This is a genomic window from Sphaerimonospora mesophila (assembly GCF_001417795.1).
Taxonomy (GTDB): Bacteria; Actinomycetota; Actinomycetes; order Streptosporangiales; family Streptosporangiaceae; genus Sphaerimonospora; species Sphaerimonospora mesophila.
In genome coordinates, this window is record NZ_BCBX01000042.1 from 14,985 (window position 1) to 38,373 (window position 23,389).

The 23,389-nt window shown below is 70.6% G+C and carries 22 protein-coding genes; 1 reads left to right on the top strand and 21 read right to left on the bottom strand.

What is annotated here, in order from left to right; genetic code table 11:
* Window positions 1-69: 69 nt before the first annotated feature.
* The 18 genes from AP234_RS23650 to AP234_RS23735 form a co-directional block, all read right to left on the bottom strand.
* On the bottom strand, window positions 70-648 hold the full coding sequence (locus tag AP234_RS23650; RefSeq protein WP_055481918.1) for a hypothetical protein: 579 nt from the start codon (window positions 646-648) through the stop codon (window positions 70-72).
* A gap of 88 nt (window positions 649-736) precedes the next feature.
* Window positions 737-1,222, bottom strand: a complete 486-nt coding sequence (locus AP234_RS23655) for a GNAT family N-acetyltransferase (protein ID WP_055481919.1) — start codon at window positions 1,220-1,222, stop codon at window positions 737-739.
* A 78-nt stretch (window positions 1,223-1,300) separates the two neighbouring features.
* Window positions 1,301-3,877, bottom strand: a complete 2,577-nt coding sequence (locus AP234_RS23660) for a phenylalanine--tRNA ligase subunit beta (RefSeq protein WP_055481920.1) — start codon at window positions 3,875-3,877, stop codon at window positions 1,301-1,303.
* A complete protein-coding gene (pheS, locus tag AP234_RS23665; RefSeq protein ID WP_055481921.1) occupies window positions 3,877-4,977 on the bottom strand; it encodes a phenylalanine--tRNA ligase subunit alpha in 1,101 nt (366 codons plus the stop codon). The genes AP234_RS23660 and pheS overlap by 1 nt, the downstream gene beginning before the upstream one ends.
* A gap of 78 nt (window positions 4,978-5,055) precedes the next feature.
* Window positions 5,056-6,150 (bottom strand): ATP-binding protein, encoded by a 1,095-nt coding sequence (locus AP234_RS23670; protein ID WP_055481922.1) that lies wholly within the window; start codon window positions 6,148-6,150, stop codon window positions 5,056-5,058.
* Between the two features lie 73 nt (window positions 6,151-6,223).
* Entirely contained in the window at window positions 6,224-7,060 is an 837-nt protein-coding gene (locus AP234_RS23675) for a TrmH family RNA methyltransferase (RefSeq protein ID WP_055481923.1), read from the bottom strand.
* A 68-nt stretch (window positions 7,061-7,128) separates the two neighbouring features.
* A complete protein-coding gene (gene rplT / locus AP234_RS23680) occupies window positions 7,129-7,509 on the bottom strand; it encodes a 50S ribosomal protein L20 (RefSeq protein ID WP_055481924.1) in 381 nt (126 codons plus the stop codon).
* Between the two features lie 23 nt (window positions 7,510-7,532).
* The gene (rpmI, locus tag AP234_RS23685; protein WP_055481925.1) at window positions 7,533-7,727 is read right to left on the bottom strand and encodes a 50S ribosomal protein L35; all 195 of its coding nucleotides are present in this window, start codon (window positions 7,725-7,727) and stop codon (window positions 7,533-7,535) included.
* Between the two features lie 178 nt (window positions 7,728-7,905).
* Entirely contained in the window at window positions 7,906-8,565 is a 660-nt protein-coding gene (infC, locus tag AP234_RS23690) for a translation initiation factor IF-3 (RefSeq protein ID WP_083502376.1), read from the bottom strand.
* Window positions 8,566-8,778: 213 nt separating this feature from the next.
* Window positions 8,779-9,657: a shikimate dehydrogenase gene (locus AP234_RS23695; RefSeq protein ID WP_055481927.1), complete on the bottom strand. Its 879-nt coding sequence runs from the start codon at window positions 9,655-9,657 to the stop codon at window positions 8,779-8,781.
* Window positions 9,654-10,793, bottom strand: a complete 1,140-nt coding sequence (mltG, locus tag AP234_RS23700; RefSeq protein WP_235558340.1) for an endolytic transglycosylase MltG — start codon at window positions 10,791-10,793, stop codon at window positions 9,654-9,656. The genes AP234_RS23695 and mltG (AP234_RS23700) overlap by 4 nt, the downstream gene beginning before the upstream one ends.
* A gap of 238 nt (window positions 10,794-11,031) precedes the next feature.
* A complete protein-coding gene (gene mltG, locus AP234_RS23705) occupies window positions 11,032-12,066 on the bottom strand; it encodes an endolytic transglycosylase MltG (RefSeq protein WP_055481929.1) in 1,035 nt (344 codons plus the stop codon).
* On the bottom strand, window positions 12,063-12,551 hold the full coding sequence (ruvX, locus tag AP234_RS23710; protein ID WP_055481930.1) for a Holliday junction resolvase RuvX: 489 nt from the start codon (window positions 12,549-12,551) through the stop codon (window positions 12,063-12,065). Before ruvX ends, mltG (AP234_RS23705) begins: the two co-directional genes overlap by 4 nt.
* Before the next feature lie 13 nt (window positions 12,552-12,564).
* Window positions 12,565-15,237 (bottom strand): alanine--tRNA ligase, encoded by a 2,673-nt coding sequence (alaS, locus tag AP234_RS23715; RefSeq protein ID WP_055481931.1) that lies wholly within the window; start codon window positions 15,235-15,237, stop codon window positions 12,565-12,567.
* 1 nt (window position 15,238) lies between these two features.
* On the bottom strand, window positions 15,239-15,538 hold the full coding sequence (locus AP234_RS23720; RefSeq protein ID WP_063843067.1) for a hypothetical protein: 300 nt from the start codon (window positions 15,536-15,538) through the stop codon (window positions 15,239-15,241).
* Window positions 15,535-15,951: a DUF948 domain-containing protein gene (locus AP234_RS23725; protein WP_055481932.1), complete on the bottom strand. Its 417-nt coding sequence runs from the start codon at window positions 15,949-15,951 to the stop codon at window positions 15,535-15,537. Before AP234_RS23725 ends, AP234_RS23720 begins: the two co-directional genes overlap by 4 nt.
* A gap of 109 nt (window positions 15,952-16,060) precedes the next feature.
* On the bottom strand, window positions 16,061-17,368 hold the full coding sequence (locus tag AP234_RS23730; protein WP_055481933.1) for a replication-associated recombination protein A: 1,308 nt from the start codon (window positions 17,366-17,368) through the stop codon (window positions 16,061-16,063).
* Window positions 17,369-17,560: 192 nt separating this feature from the next.
* Window positions 17,561-18,037 carry a DUF2231 domain-containing protein gene (locus AP234_RS23735; RefSeq protein ID WP_055481934.1) on the bottom strand — a complete coding sequence of 159 codons (477 nt, stop codon included), beginning with the start codon at window positions 18,035-18,037 and terminating at the stop codon, window positions 17,561-17,563.
* Window positions 18,038-18,353: 316 nt separating this feature from the next.
* On the opposite strand from AP234_RS23735, the gene AP234_RS23740 reads away from it, so the two are divergent.
* Window positions 18,354-19,247 (top strand): peptidylprolyl isomerase, encoded by an 894-nt coding sequence (locus tag AP234_RS23740; protein ID WP_055481935.1) that lies wholly within the window; start codon window positions 18,354-18,356, stop codon window positions 19,245-19,247.
* 259 nt (window positions 19,248-19,506) lie between these two features.
* Here AP234_RS23740 and aspS read toward each other — a convergent pair whose 3' ends face one another.
* Genes aspS through AP234_RS23755 form a run of 3 tightly spaced genes read right to left on the bottom strand, consistent with a single transcriptional unit; the run spans window position 19,507 to window position 23,227 of the window.
* Window positions 19,507-21,282: an aspartate--tRNA ligase gene (aspS, locus tag AP234_RS23745; RefSeq protein ID WP_055481936.1), complete on the bottom strand. Its 1,776-nt coding sequence runs from the start codon at window positions 21,280-21,282 to the stop codon at window positions 19,507-19,509.
* Window positions 21,279-22,535 (bottom strand): histidine--tRNA ligase, encoded by a 1,257-nt coding sequence (gene hisS / locus AP234_RS23750; protein WP_055481937.1) that lies wholly within the window; start codon window positions 22,533-22,535, stop codon window positions 21,279-21,281. The genes aspS and hisS overlap by 4 nt, the downstream gene beginning before the upstream one ends.
* Window positions 22,535-23,227 (bottom strand): MBL fold metallo-hydrolase, encoded by a 693-nt coding sequence (locus AP234_RS23755; RefSeq protein WP_055481938.1) that lies wholly within the window; start codon window positions 23,225-23,227, stop codon window positions 22,535-22,537. The genes hisS and AP234_RS23755 overlap by 1 nt, the downstream gene beginning before the upstream one ends.
* Window positions 23,228-23,389 lie beyond the last annotated feature (162 nt).

A 23,389-nucleotide genomic window follows, 5' to 3' on the forward strand; every position in this document is an offset into this window, starting at 1 on the left:
GACGACCTCCTGATCCCGAGAGGGCGTCTGGACGGCCGTGCAGGGCAGCCTGTCCCTGCGCGGCCGTCGTCAGCTCTCCCAGGGTTCCCAGAGCCTCGTCGGAATCCGTAGGCCGAACGGCTCGGGCAGCTCGACCGTCCGGCCGAAGTCCCACATTCCGGCGAGCGTGCCGTACGTCCCCGGCTCAGGGTCGGGATCGGTGTAGAGCAGCACCTTCGCCACCCGGGGATCGCGGTCCACCAGCAGGTAGTGCCCGATCCCGGCGCGGGCCTGGCCGCACGACCCGGTCAGCGGGGAACACAGCGTCGCCGGGGGAGGCAGGTCGACAGTCGTGTTCCCCCGCGAGGTGACCTCCATCACCAACGCCACCTGCGCCGGGGACAGCCGCCGCGCGCGCTGTCTTCTGGCCCGCGCGAGCACCGCACGATCGACCACGACCAGATCGGACGTACGCCCGTCCTCGATGTCGGCCGTGTCGAGATCGGGCGGGCGGAGGGCCTCCCAGGCGAAATCGGCCCTGTCGAGCCCGGCAGCGAAGAACGCCTTCTCCACGTCTCTGACCATTTCGCCGTGGTCGACGGGCGGCCGCGGCGCCACGACGGTCTCGGGGTCCGGAAGCAGGTAATGAACAACCGTGGCAACGCTCATGGTCCCTCCAGAGGTTCCGACCCAACCGAGCGTAACATCACAGTCACACAAAGGTACGGAAATTTCCGGAACTCAGCGCCGCCGGAACTCAGAAGCGCAGGTACATCACGTGCAATCCGACGAGGCCGTGCTCGGGGTGATCGAAGGCCTCCGGGACCGTGCCGACGACCTCGAACCCGAGGGACTTCCACAGGTGCACGGCCGGGGCGTTGACCTCGACGACCGCGTTGAACTGAATGCCCCGGTAGCCCTCGGCCCGGGCCCAGTCGACGACATGGCGGCCGAGAGCGCGCCCCACGCCCCTGCCCTGCCGGGCCGGATCGACGAGGAACGAGGCGGTGGCGACGTGTGAGCCGCGGCCGGGCCGGTTGGGTCCCATCTTCGCCGAGCCGACGATCACCCCGTCCTCGACCGCTACCACCGTCCGCCCCGGCGGGGACTCCATCCACCATGGCCGGGCCTCTTCCAGGGTCTGACCTTCCGGAAAGGCGTAGGTCCTCCCCTCATCGATGATCGCGGCGTAGAAGGGATAGATCTTCGGCCAGTCCTCGTCTCCGGCGGTTCTGATCTCCATCGGCCGAGCGTACCCACAGACGCGGACGGGCGCCGAAGCATTTTCCGGCGCCCGTCCCCTGTCCTTCTCGCCGTGCGCTCAGGCCCCGCGGAGGCGGGCTCCGGTGCGGTCGGCGGCCAGCGCGACCGCGGCGTCCCTGGCCGCGGTGGTCTCCTCGGCCGTGAGCGTCCGGTCGGCCGCCCGGAAACGCAGCGCGTAGGCCAGCGACTTGTTGCCCTCACCCGCCTGCGGACCCTCGTACACGTCGAACAGCCGGACCGACTCCAGCAGTTCGCCCGCGCCCTCGGTGAGCGCGGCCGCCACCTCGGCGACCGGCGTCTCGGCCGGGACGATCAACGCGACGTCCTGCGTGGCCACCGGATAGGTGGACACCGCCGGCGCCTGCACCGGTCCCGCCGGCCGCAGCAGCGACAGCTCCAGCTCCATCGCGGCCGTGCGGGGCGGCAGGCCGTACACCTCGACGACGCGCGGGTGCAGCTCACCCGCGTGCCCGACCACGACCCGCTCACCGGTGCCCGGATCGGTGATGCTCAGCTCCGCGCACCGTCCGGGATGCCACGGCTCGTGCCGGTCCGACCGGGCCTCGAGCTCCGTCCCCGCCTCGCGGGCGACGGCCCGGGCGGCCTCGATGGCGTCGGCCCAGGACGCCCGGCGGCCCTCGCCCCACCAGCCGGAGCGCTCGAACTCGCCCGTGAGGACGACGGCGACGCGGTAGGGCTGCCTCGGCAGCGCCCTTTCGACCTCGGCGAGTTCCTCGGCCGACGGCCTTCTGTCGACCGCGAGCACCGGCGCGGTGGCCGGCGCGTACGGCTCCGGCCGGTAGACCAGGCCGGTCTCGAACAGCGCGACGTCGCTGAAGCCGCGGCCCACGTTGCGCACCAGGGTCTTCAGCAGGCCCGGCAGCAGCGTGGTCCGCATGAACGGCTCGTCCTCGCTCAGCGGGTTCACCAAGCGGGTGACCCGCCGGCGCGGGTCGTCCTCGGCGAGCAGCAGGTTGTCGAGGTCGCGGCCGCCCATGAACGGGTACGACAGCACCTCGACGTACCCCGACATCGCGAGCGCCCGGCCCACCCTGCGGCGCAGCCGCTGCTCCTCGGTCAGCCCGGCGCCCGCCGGCGCGACGGGCAGGACCGACGGCAGGTGCTCGTAGCCCTCCAGCCGGATGACCTCTTCGGCGAGGTCGTTCGGATCGGAAAGGTCGGGCCGCCAGCTCGGCGGGGTGACCGTGATCAGGTCGTCGCCGGGGATGGCGAGCTTGCCGGCCATGCCGCCGCTCGAGGAGACCACACCGGTGGCGGCCACACCGCCCGTGACGGCGACGGCCTGCCCGGCCGAGCCCTCGGTCACCACGCAGCCGATCTGCTCCAGCCTGCGGATCACGGTCTCCCGTGCGTACGGCAGGCCGGCGACGCGGCCGGGATAGCCGGCCGGGATCGTGACCCGCACCGGGGCGGGCTCGACCTCGGCGTGGGTCACGCCGGGCTCGGCCGTGGCCCCGCCCAGCTCGACGAGGAGCCGTACGGCACGCCAGGAGGCGGCCAGCGGCAGCTCACGGTCCACGCCGCGTTCGAAGCGCTTGGACGCCTCGCTCACCAGGTTGTGCCTGCGCGAGTTCCGCGCGATGCCGGTGGCGGAGAAGTGGGCGGCCTCGATCACGATCTCGGTGGAGTCGTCCGATATCTCGGAGTGCAGACCGCCCATCGTGCCGGCGATCGAGAGCGCCCCCGAGGCGTCCGTGATCAGGATGTCGTCCTCGTGAAGCCTCCGCACCACGTGGTCGAGCGTCTCGAGGCTCTCGCCCGGCCTGGCGCGCCGCACGACGATCTCGCCCGTCAGGCGGGCGCGGTCGAAGGCGTGCAGCGGCTGGCCCAGTTCCAGCATCACGTAGTTCGTCACGTCGACGGCGAGCGAGACCGACCGCATGCCGGCGCGGGCCAGCCGCACCCGCATCCACAGCGGGCTCTCGACCGAGGGGTCGAACCCGGACACGGCACGCAGCACGAACCGGTCGCAGGCGGTGGGGTCGCCGATCGACGCCGGCCACGACTCGCCGTCGGCGGCGGGCAGCTCGATCTGGGCGGGGTCGCGGAACGGCACGCCGAACGCGATGGCCGCCTCACGCGCGACGCCCCGGATCGACAGCGCGTACCCGCGGTCCGGCGTGATCTCCAGCTCCAGCACGTCGTCGCGCAGGCCGAGCAGCTCGACCACGTCGGCGCCGATCGGGGTGTCGTCCGGCAGCAGCAGGATCCCCGGCGAGGACTCGGCGACGCCGAGCTCGGCCTCCGAGCAGATCATGCCGTCCGACATCCGCCCGTAGGTCTTGCGTGAGCCGATCTCGAATCCGCCGGGCAGGACGGCGCCGGGCAGCGCGACCGGCACGACGGCGCCGACGGAGAAGTTGGTCGCACCGCACACGATCTCGCGCGGCGCGGCCTCCCCGACCTCGACCTTGCAGTGCCTGACCGGCTTCTTGAACCCGGTCAGCTCCTCGATCTCGAGGACCCGGCCGACGACCACGTTCTTGATCTCGTGGCCGTGCGAGGTGATGGCCTCCAGCTTGAGGCCGGCGGCGGTGAGCCTGTCCGCCACCTCGTGGGCGGTGACCGCGGGGAGATCGACGTACTCCCGCAGCCAGGAGAGCGGGACCTTCATCAGACCTCCATTCCGAACGGCTGGGTGAACCGGACGTCGCCCTCGACCATGTCGCGCATGTCCTCGGCGTTGTGCCGGAACATCAACGTGCGCTCGATGCCCATGCCGAAGGCGAACCCGGAGTAGACGGACGGGTCGACGCCGCAGGCGACCAGCACCCGCGGGTTGACCATGCCGCAGCCGCCCCACTCGATCCAGCCCTCGCCCTTGCACGTACGGCAGAGCGGGTTGCCCGGCAGCGCCGAGGAACCGCGGCAGACGAAGCAGCGCAGGTCCATCTCGGCCGACGGCTCGGTGAAGGGGAAGTAGTTCGGCCGGAACCGCGTGTGTATGCCCGGCCCGAACATCACCTCGGCGAACCGGTCGAGCGTGCCCTTCAGGTGGGCCATCGTCAGCCCCTTGTCGACCGCCAGGCCCTCCACCTGGTGGAAGACCGGCGTGTGGGTGGCGTCGAGCTCGTCGGTGCGGAAGGTCTTGCCCGGCGAGATCACGTACACCGGCAGCGGGCGTGACAGCAGTGCGCGCACCTGCACCGGTGAGGTCTGGGTGCGCAGCACCTTGCCCGACTCGGTGCTCTCCACGAAGAACGTGTCGTGCTCGGAGCGGGCCGGGTGGTCGGGGGCGATGTTCAACGCGTCGAAGTTGAACCACTCGCCCTCGAGCTCGGGGCCCTCCGCCATCTCGTAGCCCATCGCGATGAACGCGTCAGCGATGTGCTCCTGCAGCGTGGTGAGCGGGTGCCGGGCGCCGCGGGACCTGCGGTCCCAGGGCAGCGTGACGTCGACGGTCTCCTCGATGAGCACGCGGGCGTCGCGCTCGGCCTCCAGCTCGGCCTGGCGGGCGGTCAGCGCCTCGGCGACGGCCCTGCGCGCGGTGCCGATCCGCTTGCCCGCCTCGGCCCGTGCGGCGGGCGGAAGCGCGCCGATCTCACGGTTGGCCAGTGCGATGGGCGATCGGTCTCCGGCGTGCGCGAGCCGCGCCTGCTTGAGTTCGTCGAGGTCTTTCGCCGCGGCGATGGCGGCGAGCGCGTCGGCCTGCGCCCGCGCGACCTCGTCCGCGTGCAACGGCGTCACCTCGACCGGGTCATAGGTGTTCGACAAGAGAAAGCTCCGTATCCAGGGCAGCGAGCGCCGGGCGCTCGGCGGAGTCAGTTTAGTCCGATCAGCCCACCGGGACCGTCACCCGAAGTCGGGGGCGCCGGTGGGCAGGATAAATCGGAACTCGGCGCCGCCGCCGGGCGCGCGCTGCACGCTGATCGTGCCGCCGTGGGCCTCCACGAGGCCCTTGACGATGAACAGGCCGAGCCCGGTGCCCCCCCGGCGGCGCCCGTTGCCGCGCCAGAACTGGCGGAAGACACGGCCGACCAGCTCGGGCGCCACGCCCTCACCCTGGTCGCGTACCGACACCGCCACTCCCCACTCGACCGGCTCCACCACTATGGTCACCGTACCGCGTCCGTGCCGCAGCCCGTTTTCCACCAGGTTGGCGAGAATCTGGTCGATCTTGTCCTGGTCGAGCCAGGTCTCCGGCAGCTCGCCGCGCACCTCGACGTGGAAGCGGTCCTCCCGCTCCCCCGCCGCGACGCGACCGGCGACGATCCGGCGGGCGCGCGCGGGGATGTCCACGACCTGGCGGTGGATCTGCAGCCGGCCGGACTCGATCCGGGAGACGTCGAGCAGCTCGGTTATCAGCCGGGTGACCCGGTCGGCGTCGGCGTTGACCGTCTCCAGCATGACGAGCTTCTGCGCGTCGCTGAACCGCTCCCACTTCGCGAGGAGCGTCGCGGTGAACCCCTTCACGCTGGTCAGCGGTGATCTGAGCTCATGCGCGACGGTGGACACGAGATCGGCCCGGCTGCGCTCGAGTCTGGCCCTGGCCGAGGCGTCCCTGAGCGTGATCACGATCCGGACGACCGGGCCGCCCCGCTCGGGCCTGCGGACGAGGCGCGTGGCGACCAACAGCTCGGGACGGCCGGGCAGATGCAGCGGACGCTCCGGCTGACGGCTGCGAATGGCCAGGCCGCCGTGCGGGTCGAGGCTCTTCCACCAGTCACGGCCGTCGGCGTCGCGGAACGGGAGGCCGTCGCCGATGTGCCTGCCGAGCGCCGCCCGGCGCGTCACCCCGGTCAACCGCTCGGCGGCCCGGTTCACGCTGAGGACGACGCCGTCGCCGTCGAGGACGATGAGCCCGTCGGGGAGCTCGTCCACATCGATGTACGCACTCCCGCAGTCGGCCCGCTCCTGGGTGCCGCCGGGGGTGTCGTCACATCGCACGAGAACGCCTCCTCGACTTCGCCCTGTGCCCTGACCGCCGACAATAGCGGGTTTCCAGGGAATGTCGGCAGGGTCAACTGCGCGGGGTAGTGGGTTCTTCTACGGAGTGTAAAGTCTTCCGTTGAACGCGCGCGGAAGCGTAGAGGCAGATGCCGGCAGCGGTGGCGAGATTGAGGCTCTCCGCCCGGCCGTAAATGGGCACCCGCACCACCTCGTCGGCGAGTTCGAGCAGTTCGGCGGGCAGCCCCCAGGCCTCGTTCCCGAACATCCACGCGGTCGGCCGGCCCAGGTCGATCTCGTCGAGCGTCCGGGTTCCCGCGCCGTCGGCGGCGAGCACGCGCAGCCCCGACTCGCGTGCGTGCCGTACGGCCTCCGCCACCGGGGCTCCGGTCGCGACCGGGAGATGGAACAGGCTCCCGGCGCTGGCCCGCACGCACTTGCCGTTGTACGGATCCACCGAGGCGCCGCTGAACACCACGGCGTCGGCTCCGGCGGCGTCCGCCGTACGCAGGACCGTGCCCGCGTTGCCGGGGTCGCGGACGTGGGCGAGCACGGCGACCAGCCGGGCCCCGGACGGTGGCACGGCCTCGGCCAGCGGAACGTGGACGAACCGGCACACCGCGACGATGCCCTGCGGGGTGACGGTCTGGGTCAGCTCGGCCATGACCTCGCCGCTGGCCCAGTGGACCGGGACGCCGGCCGCGGTGGCGGCGGCGACGATGTCGCCGTGCCGCAGCTGCGCCTCGGCGGTCGCGAACAGCTCGACCGTCGCGTCCTCGATCGCCAGGGCCTCGCGGACCGCCTGCGGCCCCTCGGCGAGGAACGCGCGGTCACGGTCGCGGAAGGCCCGCTTGGCCAGCCTGCGTGCCGCCTTCACGCGTGGCGACCTGATGTTCGTGATCTCCGCCATTACCTTCCCGATCCCTCAAACGTGACTGAGGGCCCACCGGACGACGGTGAGCCCTCAGCGGATTCAGTTCAGGCGACCGGCGCGTTCACGTCGGCCGGGAGCGCCTTCTTGGCGGACTCGACCAGCGTGGCGAAGGTCTGGGCGTCGTTCACCGCGAGGTCGGCCAGGATCTTGCGGTCCACCTCGATGCCGGCGAGCCGCAGGCCCTGGATGAACCGGTTGTAGGTCATCCCGTTGAGGCGCGCCGCTGCGTTGATCCGCTGGATCCACAGGCGCCGGAACGCGCCCTTCTTGTCCTTGCGGTCCCGGTACGCATAGGTCATCGAGTGGAGCATCTGCTCCTTGGCCTTGCGGTACAGCCTCGACCGCTGTCCCCGGTAACCACTCGCCCGCTCGAGGACGACCCGGCGCTTCTTCTTGGCGTTGAGCGCCCGCTTCACGCGTGCCATTTCGTTCTATCTCCCCGGGTCGGTTACTTGGCGAGCAGCTTCTTGATCTTCTTGGTGTCGGCGTCCGACATGACAGCCAAACCGTCGAGACGGCGGGTGCGGGTGGACGGCTTGTGCTCGAAAAGGTGCTGCCGGTTGGCACGGCGGCGCATGACCTTGCCGGTGCCGGTCAGCCGGAACCGCTTCTTCGCACCGCTGTGCGTCTTCATCTTCGGCATGTCAGCCGTCTCTCCCTACTTCATCCGTGCCGCCGGTCCGGGTCTGGTGCCCTCCGGGCCGACGGCGTGACCTACCACGCCGGGACCATGGCAGCCCTGGCTCATCCAATATGTGGTCTGTTTCCGGGTGGTCGGTCCGGCCCTCAGGCCGGACGCGCCGTCACCCGGATCCCGCGGATCACTCCGCGGCGGAATCCCCCGTCGTCGGGTCCGCTTCACGCTGCACCTTGGCCGCGGCCTTCTCGGCCTTGGCCTCGGCCTTCTTCTTGTGCGGCCCGATGACCATGATCATGTTTCGGCCGTCCTGCTTGGGCTGCGACTCGACGAAGCCCAGCTCCGTGACGTCCTCGGCGAGCCGCTGCAGCAGCCGGAACCCCAGCTCCGGACGGGACTGCTCGCGGCCCCGGAACATGATCGTGACCTTGACCTTGTCTCCCGCCTTGAGAAAGCGCACGACGTGACCCTTCTTGGTCTCGTAGTCGTGCGGATCGATCTTCGGCCGGAGCTTGATCTCCTTTATGATCGTGTGCGCCTGGTTGCGGCGGGCCTCGCGCGCCTTCATGGCCGACTCGTACTTGAACTTGCCGTAGTCCATGAGCTTGCAGACAGGCGGCCGGGCCGTCGCCGCGACCTCCACGAGGTCGAGGTCGCTCTCCTGGGCCAGCTTCAGTGCGTCGCCGATGGAGACGATGCCGACCTGCTCGCCGTTCGGGCCGACGAGGCGGACCTCTGGCACACGAATGCGGTCGTTGATGCGGGGCTCGGTGCTGATGGGACCTCCAAAAGACTTCCGCTTGCTACTCGACCGTGCGGGAAACACGAAAACCCCGCACGTCACGCATGCGGGGTCACTGAGCCGAACTCTTTGCCGGAGTCCCAGCCCTGCCGGAAACTCCGGTGTGATCCTTGACCCGTCCGCCTTTCGGCGAATCAGGTGGGAGGAGGACCTCCGCTTGCGCGTCCGGCGCCACGCCGGACCGATCGATGACTCACAATAGCACAACGTCGCCGGCGCACGAACCATTCCTCCCGTGCTCCCGGCCCCGGCGGGTCACCCGGCCCGCCGGGCGATCTCGGCCTCGCCTGCGGCCCGCATCGCCTCGACCGGCGCCTCGCTCCGGCCCGTCATGAGCTCCACCTGCCTGACCGCCTGGTGCAGCAGCATCGCGAAGCCGCCGATCACCGTCAGCCCCCGGTCCCGCACGGCCGCCGCCAGCGGAGTCGGCCAGGGTGAGTACACCACGTCGAACAGCGCGCCCTTGTCCGGCAGCGCCGCGGCCACCTCCCCGGCGAGGTGGTCGGCCGCCCCGGAGGGCAGCGTGGAGATCACCAGCTCCCCCGTCTCGATCCGGCCGGCCGAACCCCGGCCGAACCCCCTGTCGAACGGCACGGCGGCCACCGCCACCCCGAGCCGCTCGGCCACCCGGAGGGTGTCCCCGGCGCGCGCCGGGTCGCGGACCACGAGAGTGACCTCGCCGAGCCCCGGCTCGCCCAGTCCCAGCTCATGCAGGGCGGCGATCGCCGAGGCCGCGGTCGCGCCGCCGCCCAGGATCGTCGCCCCCCTCGGTGCCGACACCCCGGCCTCGGTGAGCGCGGCCACGATGCCGTACACGTCGGTGTTCTCGCCGTGCCGCGCGCCGCCGTCCCCGAAGACCACGGTGTTCGCGCCCCCGACCGCCACGGCCAGGTCGGAGACCGTGTCGAGCAGGGGGAGCACGGCGCGCTTGAGCGGCATCGTGAGCGACAGGCCGGCCCACTCCGGCCCCATCGTGCCGAGCAGCCCGGCCAGGCCGTCCTCGTCGCACTCGATCGCGTCATAGCGCCAGTCACGCAGGCCCAGCTCCGCGTACGCGGCCCGATGCAGGATCGGGGACAGCGAGTGGGCGATCGGAGAGCCGAGGACGGCGGCCCGCGAGACGGTTCCGGTCATCGGTTGTTCCTGTTGAACTCTTCGACGAACTTCTGGTGCTCGGTGTCGCTGTCGGTGAACTTCGTGATGCCGCGCTTGGGGTCGACGGTCACGAAGAACAGCCAGTTGCCGTCCGCCGGGTTCAGCGCCGCCTCGATGGCGTGGTCACCGGGGTTGCTGATCGGGCCGGGCGGCAGGCCGAGGTACTTGTACGTGTTGTACCGCGAGGTGCTCTCCAGGTCGGCGTGCGTGGCGGAGATGCCGTACTTGCCCAGGCCGTACATGACGGTGCTGTCCATCGCGAGCGGCATCTGCGGGTTGCGGCCGAGCCGGTTGTAGATGACCCGCGCCACCTTCGGCATGTCCTCGGCGCTGCCGGACTCGGCCTGCACGATGCTGGCGATGATCATGATCTGGCGGGGCGTGAAGCTCATCTGCTTGGCCCGCTCCTCCAGGTCGAGCTTCTCCGCCGCCTGGGTGAACCGCTCGACCATCTTGGACAGAATCTGCTTCGGCGTCTGCTTCGCACTGATCTCATAGGTCGCGGGGAACGCGAACCCCTCGAGCTTGCCCTTGGCGTAGGAGGGCAGACCGATGTCCTGGCGAGCGGCCTTGCGGAACTCGGAGACGGGCTTTCCGGTGGCCGTGGACAGCTCTGTGTAGATCTTGCTGAGGCGCAGGCCCTCGCGGATCGTGAGGCGGTTGAGCACCCGCTTGCTCGGGTCCAGCAGGACGACGGCGGACTCCGCCGACATGCCCTTGCGCATCGTGTACTGCCCCGGCTGGAGCGAGGAGCTCTTCCCGGCCGCGCCGATCGCGTTGACGAACGCCCGCGCGCTGGCCACCACGCCCTCGTCCTCCAGCATCTGGGCGACGTCGGAGGCGGTGGCCCCCTCGTCGATCTCGACCACGACCTCGCCGGTGCCCTCGCCCGTGTAGTCCTTCGGGATCATCACCCCGCTGACCCAGTTGAAGCCGTAGTATCCGGCGCCGCCCAGGACGCCGACGATGATCACGACCGCGAACAGGGTCGCGACGTAGCCCTTGCGGCGCTGCCGCTTGCGCCGCCTGCGGCTGCGGCGCTGCTGACTCCGGCTGCCGGCGGGCCGGCGGCGGGATGGCGCCTCGTCGTTCTCGGCGCCTAGCAAGAAGTCCATGTCCAGATCATTCATAGTGTGCGCTGGCCAATCTCCCGGTCCGAACGGTCCCACGTCAAGTGAGTGGACCGAACCGGGGGTCGGGGCCTTCTCCTCCGGGTCCCGTCCGCCTCGCGCTCCTCCCTCCGATCTTCGCCGGCCTCGCGGTACGCCGCCTGGCACCGCTCCTCCTTGGCGAATCCTGTCAGTCAGAGCACTGGGTCGTGCTTCACACTCCCTAGGTCGTGTTTCGCACTTCCTAGTTGGTCCCGAGGTACCTGTTCAGCTCCTCCCGATATTTCCGGAACTCCGTCTCTTTGTCAGTGAATTTGGTGATTTTGCGTCGTGGATCGGTCGTGACGAACCAGTACCAGTCACCCTTGGCAGGTTGGAGGGCCGCCCGCAGGGCGCTCTCCCCCGGGTTGCCGATCGGCGCGGGCGGCAGCCCCGGGTGCGCGTAGGTGTTGTACGGCGACTCGACCTTGGTGTCCTGCACGGAGACCTTCAACGTGTGCCTGCGCAGCGCGTAGTTGACGGTGCTGTCCATCTCCAGCTTCGCGCCCCGCCGCAGCCTGTTGTACACGACTTGCGCGATCTTGGGGTAGTCGGAGTCCCGGCCGCCCTCGGCCTGCACGATGCTGGCCACGGTCACGGCCTGGAGCGGGGACAGCCCATGCCCGGGGGCCAGCCGCTCCAGGCGGACGTCCCTGGCCGCCTGACGGAACCGGTCGATCATGGTGGCGAGCAGGCCGCGCGCGGTCGTGCCCGGATGGAGCTCGTAGGTCGCCGGGAAGAGGAACCCCTCGACCACGCCCTTGGCGTACGGCGGAAGGCGCAGCCTGTCGGGCCGGGCGACGGCCTTGGTGAACTCCTCGGCGGGAATGCCCGACTTGGCCGACAGCAGCGCGAGCACCTCCAACAGGCGCAGCCCCTCGGGCACGGTGACCGTACGCGTCACCCGTGACGTGGGGGCCAGCAGGAGCTCGAGCGCCGAGGCGGCCGCCATCCCGCGGCGCAGGCGGTAGCGCCCGGGCTGCAGGCTGCCCTCCTTGGATCGCGCCACGACCGCCTGCACGAACGACTGGGTGCTGGCCACGACGCCGGCGCGCCGCAGGGTCTCGCCGATCTCACCGGCGCTCGCGCCCGGGGTGATCTCCACGATGACCGAGCCCGAGCCCGAGCCGGCGAAGTCCCCGGCTTCGGGGGTGGTCCGCAGGACCGAACGCACCCCGAACACGGCGGCCACCGTGAACAGCACGGCGCCCCCGGCCACGATGACCGGACCGCGTCTCACGCGCCGGCCCCGCCGCTCGCTTCCTCCCCGGGAGCGATGCCCGGTGGCCTGCCCGTGGCGCGTTCGCCGTCGAGAGCGGCCTGCAGCAGCACGACGGCGGCGGCCTGATCGATCACCGCACGCTGGTCGCGGGACCGCACACCGCTCGAGCGCAGCCCCCGCTGGGCGGTGACCGTGCTCAGCCGCTCGTCGACCAGGCGGACGGGCACCTTCTCGACGGAAGCGGTGAGCCGGGCGGCGAGCCGTGTCGCGAACTCCCGGGCGGCCTTGGCCGCGTGGCTCTCCCGGCCCGACAGCGAGGTGGGCAGCCCCACGAGGACCTCGATCGCCTCGTGCTCCGCCGCGATCTGCGCGATCCGGTCCAGGTCGCCCCGGCCGCGCCGTACGGTCTCCACCGGCGTGGCCAGCAGGCCGGACGGGTCGCTGCGTGCCACCCCGATCCGGACCGAGCCGACGTCCACGCCGATCCGCACGCCGTGCCTCATGACACGACCGCCGTCAGCCGACCGACGAGGAGATGGCCTCCTCGACCGCACGCAGCGCGTCGTCGATCGCCTCCGGACGGGTTCCCCCGCCCTGCGCCACGTCGTCCTTGCCGCCACCGCCACCCCCAAGTGTCTTGGCGGCGACGCCGACCAGCCGACCGGCCTTCAGGCCGCGCTCGCGTCCCGCCTCGTTGACCGCGGCCACGACGACCGGCCGGTCAGAGGGGATGCCGGACACGACGACGACCGCGGCGCGGTCGCCCGGGAACCGCCCGCGCACATCGAGAGCGAGTTTACGCAGGTCGTCCGGGGAGGTGCCATCAGGCGCGCGGTGCGTGACCACCGAGACCCCGTGGACGTCGCGGGCGCCGGCCGCCAGCTCGCCGGCGGCGGCGAGCACCTGCGCCGAGCGCAGCCGCTCCAGCTCCTTCTCCGCGGTGCGCAGCCGGGTGACGATGCCCTCGATCCGCTCGGGCAGCTCCTCGCGGCGGGTCTTGAGCTGCTCGCTGAGCTGGGCGACCAGCACGCTCTCCCGGGCGAGGAACCGGAACGCGTCGAGGCCGACCAGCGCCTCGACCCGGCGCACGCCCGCGCCGATCGACGCCTCGCCGAGCACCTTGACCAGCCCGAGCTGGCCGGAGGTGGCGACATGGGTGCCGCCGCACAGCTCACGGGAGTAGTCGCCGACCTCGACGACCCGGACCTCGTCGCCGTACTTCTCGCCGAACAGCGCGAGCGCGCCCATCGCACGGGCCTGCGCCTGGCTGGTGTAGAAGGCGTTCACCTTCAGGTCGTCGATCAGGACCGCGTTGACCTCGTCCTCGACGTCGCGCAGCACGCTGGCCGGGACGGCGCCGGCCGCGGTGAAGTCGAACCGGAAGCGGCCCGGCGAGTTCTCCGATCCCGCCTGCGCGGCCGACTCGCCGAGCGCGTTGCGGAAGCCCCGGTGGACCAGGTGGGTCGCGGTGTGGCTGCGGGAGATCGCGCGCCGCCGCTCGAGGTCGATCTCGGCCTGTGCCTGGTCGCCGACGCGGACCTCGCCGGCGCGCACCTTACCGCGGTGCACGATCAGACCGGCGAGCGGCGACTGGACGTCGTTGATCTCGATCTCGGCGCCGTCGGTGCGGATCACACCCTGGTCGGAGAGCTGGCCGCCGCCCTCGGCGTAGAACGGCGTACGGTCGAGGACCACCTCGAGCGTCGTGCCCGCCCCGGCGGCCGGTACGGCGAGGCCGTCGACGAGCAGGCCGATGACGCGGGCCTCGGCCACGGTGTGGTCGTAGCCCAGGAAGTCGACCCGGCCGGACTTCTCCAGAATGTTCGTGAAGACCGAGATGTCGGCGTTGCCGGTCTTCTTCGCCGCGGCGTCGGCCTTGGCCCGGTCCCGCTGCTCCTGCATGAGCCGGCGGAAACCCTCCTCGTCGACCTGGAGGCCCTGCTCCGCCGCCATCTCCAGCGTGAGGTCGATCGGGAAGCCGTACGTGTCGTGCAGCTGGAACGCCTGGTCTCCGCCGAGCGTGGCCGTGCCCTTGCGCTTGGTCTCCTCCACCGCCGCTTCGAAGATCGCGGTGCCGGTGCGGAGCGTGCCGAGGAAGGACGCCTCCTCGGCGTCGATGACCGTGTGGATGTTCGCCGCGTCCGCCTTGAGCTCGGGGTACTGCTCGCCCAGGGCGTCGATGGTCACGGCGGTCAGCTCGTGCATGTACCGCTCCTCGCCCGCGCCGAGCAGGCGGAGGTTGCGGATGGCGCGGCGGAGCATGCGACGCAGCACGTAGCCGCGGCCCTCGTTGGACGGCAGCACGCCGTCGCCGACGAGCATCACGCCGGCCCGCATGTGGTCGGCCACGACCCGCAGCGACACGTCGCCGCGCTTGTCCCTGCCGTACCGGGACCTGGTGAGCTGGGCGGCGCGGTCGAGGATCTTGTAGGTGGTGTCGATCTCGTAGATGTTGTCGACGCCCTGCAGGATCGCCGCCATGCGCTCCAGGCCCATGCCGGTGTCGATGTTCTTGGCCGGCAGCTCGCCCGCGATGTCGAAGTCGACCTTGCTGCGGACGGTGGCGAGCTGCTCCTGCATGAAGACGAGGTTCCACACCTCGAGGTAGCGGTTCTCGTCGGCGATCGGGCCGCCCTCGCGACCGTACTCGGGACCGCGGTCGTAGTAGATCTCCGAGCACGGGCCGCCGGGGCCGGGCACGCCCATGTGCCAGTAGTTGTCGGCGAGGCCGCGCCGCTGGATGCGGTCGAGCGGCAGGCCGACCTCGCGGTGCCAGATGTTCTGGGCCTCGTCGTCGTCCAGGTAGACGGTCGCCCAGAGCCGGTCCTCGGCGAAGCCGAAGCCGCCCTCGGATTCCGGCCGGGTGAGCAGGTCCCAAGCGAACGGGATCGCCTGCTCCTTGAAGTAGTCGCCGAAGGAGAAGTTGCCCAGCATCTGGAAGAAGCTGGCGTGCCTCGTCGTCTTGCCGACCTCGTCGATGTCGAGCGTACGCACGACCTTCTGCACGCTGGTCGCCCGCGGGTAGGGCGGCTTCTGCTGCGCGAGGAAGTAGGGCTTGAACGGGACCATGCCCGCGTTGACCAGGAGCAGCGTCGGGTCCTCGGCGACCAGGCTGGCCGAGGGCACGACGGTGTGCCCGCGCTCCTCGAAGAAGCGCAGGAAGCGGCGGGCGATCTCTGCCGACTCCATTTCAGCGGCCATCCTTTACGTCGTCGTATCCGTGGGCGCCGCCTGCGTCGACGGCGCCGCTCCTGTCAACACTGCTGATTCGGTTAACACTGCCGAGCCCGAGTTCGGCCCGCAACTCGCTTTCCCTGCTCGCCGCGTGCCGTCGTACCTCCCCGGCGAACTCCCTGAACCCGCCGGCGAGCGTGACCGCGCGGTCGGCCGCGCGCCGGGCGACGTGGTCGGGCCGCAATGCCTGAAGCTTACGCATGACCCAGACCGCCAGGCACGCTCCCAGGGCCATGTAGAAGAGGCGCCGGATCACCCGTGCCCCCTCCGGGCCGGCGACCGCTCACCTCGCCGAGGGGCCGGTACGGCCACCGGACCGGCGCGGCGTGCCGCGATCGCGGCACGCAGCCCGTGCCCGAGCGCGGAGATCTTGATGAGCGGGGTGGCGAACAGCGCGGAGGCGACGCCGGTGATCTTCACCAGGTCGCCGCTGGCCGCGCGGACGTTGTCGGTGATGGCCTCGGTGTCGGCCAGCCTGCGGTTGGCCTCGGAGACCGTACGGCCCATGTCGTCGAGCAGCGGCGCCAGACGGTCGCTCAGCTCGGCCACCGACCTGGTCGTCTCGTTCAGCAGCCTGGTCAGCTTCACCAGCATGACGGCCATGAAGCAGACCAGAATCGCCCAGAAGACGGCGACGAGCAGACCCGCCAGCTCTCCCGCGCTCAGCATGTGCCGATCTCCCTAAATTGTTCCCTCGATCAGCCGAGGTCGGTCAGGGCACCAGACCCTACCGCGAACGCGCTGCCCGCCGATCCTCACCGCACACTTGGGAGGTTTATCACTCCCCGCGGAGGAAGGACCTGATCTTCGCCCAGCGTTCACCGTACCGCGACTCGGTCCCGTGGGCGGTCGGCCGGTAGTAGCGGCGTTCCCGCAGCTCCTCGGGGACGTAGTCCTGCCTCACCAGGCCATGCTCGAAGTCGTGCGGGTACTGGTAGCCCTTCCCGTGGCCGAGCTTCTTCGCTCCGGGGTAGTGCGCGTCGCGCAGGTGGGCGGGGATCGGCCCGAGCAGGCCACGCCGTACGTCGTCGCAGGCGGCCCCGATGGCCGTCACGACCGCGTTGGACTTGGGCGCAAGCGCACAGTGGATGACCGCCTGGGCGAGGTTGATCCGGCCCTCGGGCAGGCCGATGAAGTCCACGGCCTGGGCGGCGGCGACCGCGGTCTGCAGGCACGTGGGGTCGGCCATGCCGACGTCCTCCGACGCGAAGATCACGATCCGGCGGGCGATGAACCGCGGGTCCTCCCCCGCCTCCACCATCCTGGCCAGGTAGTGCAGCGCGGCGTCGGCGTCCGATCCGCGCATGCTCTTGATGAACGCGCTCACCACGTCGTAGTGCTGATCGCCCTGGCGGTCGTACCGTACGGCCGCCTTGTCGACCGCCCGTTCCACGACCTCCACCGTGACGTCGTCGGCGAGCAGCGCGGCGGCCTCCAGGTAGGTGAGCGAGCGCCGGGCGTCGCCCCCGGCGAGCCGGACGAGCTGGTCGAGCGCGTCGGGCCGCAGGGTGACCCGCCCGTCCAGACCACGTGGGTCGGCGACCGCGCGCTCCAGGACGAGACGGATGTCGTCTTCGGTCAGCGACTCCAGCGTGAGCAGCAGCGAGCGGGACAGCAGCGGGGAGATGACCGAGAAGTACGGATTCTCCGTGGTCGCGCCGATGAACGTGACCCACCGGTTCTCCACCGCCGGCAGCAGCGCGTCCTGCTGGGCCTTGTTGAACCTGTGGACCTCGTCGACGAACAGCACGGTCTGCCTGCCCGTCATGCCCAGCTCGCGGCGGGCCTGGTCGATCGCGGCGCGCACGTCCTTCACGCCGGCGGACACCGCGGAGATCTCCACGAACCTGCGCTTGGTGACGTTCGACACCACGTAGGCGAGCGTGGTCTTGCCGGTCCCCGGAGGCCCCCACAGGAACAGCGACATCGGCGCGTCGCTCTCGACGAGCCGCCGCAGCGGGGTGCCCGGACCCAGCAGGTGCCGCTGCCCGATCACCTCGTCCAGGCCGCGCGGGCGCATCCGCACCGCCAGGGGCTCCTGGCCGCGGTGTGCCTCCTCCGCCGCCGAATCGAACAGGCTCTCCACATCGCCGACCCTACCGTCAGGAAGGGGCACTAGGGAGTGTTGCAAAAGTGCTGTCCGTCGCGAGCGTGGCTCCAGATGGATGCATCGCAAGGCGGAGGAGGAGCTCGTAGCCGGAGGCTACGGGCGACGAGTCCAACGCCGCGAAGCGCCATCTGGGCCGCGCGTAGCAGGACATGACTTTTGCAACACGACCTAGCCTCCCCAGACCGCGGTCGCTCCGCTGTGCCCGAGCCGTACGACGTAGTAGCCGACGGCCAGGGCGAACACGACGGCGACGGCCGAGACGGCCACGACGGCGGGGCCCGCCGCGGGGCCGTCTGGCCGGGGCCGGGTGAACCGGACGAGCAGCAGGGCGGCCACGGCGAGCCCCACCGTGAGCAGCGTCAGGGGACCGGCGAGGCTCTCGTGCTCGACGACGGGTGCGGGCATGTTCCCCTGGAACAGCCGGTCCCCGAACGCCTCACCGCTCTCCCTGGCCGCGAACACGGCGACCGGCGCGGCCAGGGCGCTCAGCACGACGGCCCAGTCCAGCCGGTGACGCAGGCGCGACAGGCGGAGCAGCGGCAGCGCGGCATATGCGATCACCAGCACCGCGAGCAGCGGTGTCAGCACCACCGCCACGTGGACGATCAGGGGGTGGGCGGGGAGACCGAAGATCTGGTCGAACATCGAGGTCGCTCCTGTGCGGGGGTCGCGTGAGCCCGGGGCGGGAGTGTCCCGGCGCCTCATCCCCCATACACCCCCGGGTCGCTGAAGGTTCGCCGACAGACCGGCTCCCACGCAGATCGGCTCACCCGCGATCGGTTCGCCCGCGGATCGGTTCGCCCGCGGATCGGTTCGTTGACGGATCAGGGCGGGGAGGCAGGTATTTTACGGCAAAGGCGTAGTAATACCCACAATGAGAGTGCTTTACACGAAGCGAACGCGATCACGACTAGAGTGACGGTTCGAAATCGTCATAGAAGGTAAAAGGGAAGGCAAAGCGGTGACCGACACTGATCGGCAGAAGCAGCCGGCTTCGCGCACGGCCAAGCGTACTACCACCCCCCGTGTCGGCCTGGGTCTCGGCGTGGGCCTCAGCGTGCTCGCGCTCATAGGCGGCCTGGCCGCATGCGGCGGCACGAACGACGCCGCCGGCGCCAACTCCGGAGAGGAGAGCCCGAGCGCCGCGCCGTCCGCCGGCCCCTCCGCCATCCCCTCGGAGATAGCGGATCCGACGCCGACCGCGCGCCCCACCGACCTTCGGAAGATCACCTGCCAGTACCGCAAGGACGACAGCGGCAGCCCGGCCAAGTTCGTCGGCTACCCGCCGAAGAGGCTCAGCGCGAAGGTCATCAAGGCATCCAAGATGACGATGAAGACGAACCTCGGCGACATCGTGATCGAACTGGCCACCGGGGACGCGCCGTGCACGGTGAACTCGTTCGCGTTCCTGGCCCAGAAGAACTTCTTCGACAACACCGTCTGCCACCGGCTGGCCACGCTGGAGACCAACGGCGTCGGGCTGCTGCAGTGCGGCGACCCCCAGGCCAAGGGCGACGGCAAGAACCCGACCGACGGCACCGGCGGCCCCGGCTATCTGTTCGACGACGAGAACCTCGGCCCGCACTACGTCCGTGGCGTCGTCTTCATGGCCCAGGGCGGGGAGGACGCCAACTCCAACGGCAGCCAGTTCGCCATCTCATTCACCGATGAGAACGCTCAGCTCCCGCAGGCGTACACGCCGTTCGGCATGGTGAGCAAGGGCCTCGACATCGTCGACAAGATCGCCAAGGGCGGCGTCATCGTGTTTCCCGACGGCGGCGACATCACCAACGACGATGGCGGCTCCAACGCCCCCAAGACCCGCATCGTGATCAAGGACGTCACGATCTCCTGACCCCCTCACCCCCGTGGTGATCTTGCGAATTCTCGCAGACGGGGTCGCCGAACTGCGCGAACACCATTCGCGATCTTGCAGAAACTCGCATACGACCCACATGACCCGGGCCGCCAACGTTCGTGATCTTGCAGTCGCATCCGAACTGCAAGATCACGAACGTTGTTTTCCCTGGTAGAGCCGCACGAGTGCGAGTTTCTGCAAGATCACGCCATGCGAAGGCCCAGATGAGCGGGCCCCGGTGCGTGAATTCGCAAGATCACGCGCCTGGGGCGGGGGGCGGTGCGGGGGTCTCCGCCTTGGGCTTGGCGTCCACTCCGGCCTCCTTGCGCTGCTCGCCGGTGATCGGCGTGGGCGCCCCGGTCAGCGGGTCGAAGCCGGAGGCCGTCTTCGGGAACGCGATGACGTCACGGATCGACTCGCCGCCCGCCAGCAGCATGCACACCCGGTCCCAGCCGTAGGCGATGCCGCCGTGCGGCGGCGGGCCGTACTTGAACGCCTCCAGCAGGAAGCCGAACTTGCTCTCCGCCTCCTCCTTGGAGATGCCGAGCACGTCGAACACCCGCTGCTGCATCTCGGCCCGGTGGATACGGATCGAGCCGCCGCCGATCTCCATGCCGTTGCAGACCATGTCGTAGGCGTACGCCAGGGCCTCGCCCGGGGTGTCCTGGAAGTTCTCCGCCCACTCGGGCTTCGGCCCGGTGAACGGGTGGTGCACCGCGGTCCAGCCGGTCTGCCTGCCGACCTCGTCGACGACGGGCTCGAACATCGGGGCGTCGACGACCCACAGGAACGACCACTGGGACTCGTCGATCAGGCCGCACCGGCGGCCGATCTCCAGCCGGGCCGCGCCCAGCAGCTCACGCGAGGGACCGGGCAGGCCGGCGGCGAAGAAGATCGCATCCCCGGGCTGCGCGCCCGTCGCCTTGGCGAGCCCGCCGAGCTCCGCCTCGGACAGGTTCCTGGCCACCGGGCCGCCGAGGCCGTCCTCCTGCACCAGCACGTACGCCAGGCCGCGGGCGCCGCGCGACTTGGCCCACTCCTGCCAGCCGTCCAGCTCCCTGCGGGACTGCGCGGCGCCGCCGGGCATGACGACCGCGCCCACGTACGGCTGCTGGAACACCCGGAAGGAGGTGTCGGCGAAATACTCCGTCAGGTCGGTCAGCTCGACCCCGAAACGCAGGTCCGGCTTGTCCGAGCCGTACCTCGACATCGCCTCGGCGTAGGAGATCCTGGGCAGCGGCGTGGGCAGCTCGTAGCCGAGGGTCTCCTTCCAGATGCGCCCGATCAGCGCCTCGCCCAGCTCGATCACGTCGTCCTGGTCGACGAAGGACATCTCGATGTCGATCTGGGTGAACTCGGGCTGCCGGTCGGCGCGCAGGTCCTCGTCGCGGAAGCAGCGGGCGAGCTGGTAGTAGCGCTCCAGGCCGGAGACCATGAGGAGCTGCTTGAACAGCTGCGGCGACTGCGGCAGGGCGTACCAGTTGCCCGGCTGGAGCCGTACGGGCACCAGGAAGTCGCGCGCGCCCTCGGGGGTGGAGCGGGTCAGGCTGGGCGTCTCGACGTACACGAAGCCGCGCTCGCGCATGACCTCGTGGGCGAGGTAGGTGGCCTGGGAGCGGATCTTCAGCGCGTCGGCGATCCGCTGCCGCCGGATGTCGAGGTAGCGGTACTTCAGCCGCGCCTCCTCCGACACGCCGGTCGTGCCCTCGATCGGGAACGGCAGCGGAGCCGACTCGCTCAGCACCTCCACCTCGGTGGCGACGACCTCGACGTCGCCGGTGGGCAGGTCGGGGTTCTCGTTGCCCGCCGGGCGGAGCCGTACCTCGCCGGTCACCTTCACGCAGTACTCGGAGCGCAGGTCGTGGGCGTGATCCTCCTCGCGGAAGACCACCTGCGCCGAGCCGGAGGCGTCGCGCAGGTCGATGAACACGACGCCGCCGTGGTCGCGCCGGCGCGCCACCCATCCGGCCAGCGTCACCCGCCGGCCGGCATCCTCCTTACGAAGCGTCCCTGCTTCGTGGGTGCGGATCACGAGAGTCTTCCCTTCAGGACGTCGACGACCTCGGCGAACGGCACCGCGGTCTGGTCGGCTGTGGTCAGGTCCTTCACTTGTACGGCTCCCGCCTCGATGTCGCGGTCACCGAGGATGACGGCGTAGCGGGCGCCGCTGCGGTCGGCGGCCTTCATGGCGCCCTTGACGCCGCGGCCGCCGAAGGACATGTCGACGGCGAGACCGGCCCGGCGCAGGGCCGCGACCAGCGGGAAGATCCGCCGCCTGGCCTCCTCGCCGAGCGGCACGGCGAACACGTCGACGCGGCCGGCCCGCTCGGCGAGCAGCCCCTCCGCCTCGAGCGCGAGCACGGTGCGGTCCACCCCGAGCGCCCAGCCGACGCCGGGCAGCTGCGGGCCGCCGATCATCTCGCTCAGCCCGTCGTAGCGGCCGCCGCCGCCGACCGCCGACTGGGCGCCGAGCCCGTCGTGGACGAACTCGAAGGTCGTCCGGGTGTAGTAGTCGAGGCCGCGGACCAGCCGGGGATCGTCCTCGTACGGCACGCCGGCCGCGGTCAGCAGACCGCGGACCTCCTCGTGGTAGGCCTTGCAGGCCCCGCAGAGGTGATCGGTCACCAGCGGCGCATCGGCGAGCTGCGCGCGCACCTCCGGGCGCTTGTCGTCGAGCACACGCAACGGATTGATCTCGATTCGCTGCCGGGTCGCCTCGTCGAGGTCGAGCGCGCGCAGGAAGTCCTGCAGCGCGGCGCGGTAGGCGGGACGGCACTCCTTGCAGCCCAGCGAGTTCAGCAGCAGGCGCACGCGGCGCAGGCCGAGCGAGGCGTAGCCGTCCATGGCCAGCACGATCAGCTCGGCGTCGAGCGCCGGGTCCTCGGCTCCCAGCGCCTCAGCGCCGACCTGGGAGAAGTGGCGGTAGCGGCCCGCCTGCGCGCGCTCGTAGCGGAAGAAGCTGCCCGAGTACCAGAGCTTGATCGGCAGCGGTCCGCCGTACAGGCCGTGCTCGATCACGGCGCGCACCACGCTGGCCGTGCCCTCGGGGCGCAGCGTCAGCGACTGGCCGCCCCTGCTGGTGAACGTGTACATCTCCTTGGTGACGATGTCGGTCGACTCGCCGACACCGCGCGAGAACAGCCCGGTGTCCTCGAACGCCGGCGTCTCGACGTATCCGTACCCCGCGCGGCGGGCGGGCGCGGCCAGCGCGTCGCGCACGGCGAGCACGGTCTCAGAACGCGGCGGCATCCAGTCGAAGGTGCCCTTTGGCGCTTGAAAAGTCATCACAATCCCCTGCTAGGGCCTGCCGCGACGTTCCCGAGGAAGGGGTTGGTCGCGCGCTCGCGCCCAATGGTCGTCTGTGGTCCGTGACCGGGCAGGACCACGGTGTCGTCCGGCAGCGTCATCGTCTTCGCGAGACTGCGGAGCATCACGGCGTGGTCCCCGCCCGGGAGGTCGGTTCTGCCGATGGAGCCGGCGAACAGCAGGTCGCCCGAGAACAGGACGTGGGTGTCACGCCCCTGCGAGTCCCGTACGGGCGTCCGGAACGTCACCGACCCCCTGGTATGGCCGGGCCGATGGTCGACCGTGAGCTCCAGACCGGCGAGCTCGAGCACCGCCCCGTCCGACAGCTCCCTGACGTCGTCGGGCTCGCCGAACTCCAGCCCCCCGAACATCTGCCGTGCCGGGCCCGGGAACCCCTTGGCCGGATCCGACAGCAGTTCGCGATCGTCGGGGTGGATCCAGGCGGGGACGTCACGGGCGCCGCACACGGGCACGACGGACCACATATGGTCGATGTGACCGTGGGTCAGCAGCACCGCGACGGGCTTCAGCCGATGCTCGCGCAGGAGGTCGTCGACACCCTCGACGGCGTCCTGACCTGGATCGACGATCACGCACTCCTCGCCCGGAGCGGGAGCGACGACGTAGCAGTTGGTCTGGAACGACCCTGCGGGAAACCCGGCGACGAGCACGGAAGCGGCCTCTGCGTCTCGTGAGGATGTATCAAGGATTACGCGAGCGAATGTAACCGAAGGGTACCGGTGCGGGTCGGCAGGCTGCGAACCAACGCCCGTCAGCCGATACGATTCGCCCACCTCAATAGTCATTCTTGGAGCAGTCGAGCCGGATGCTAT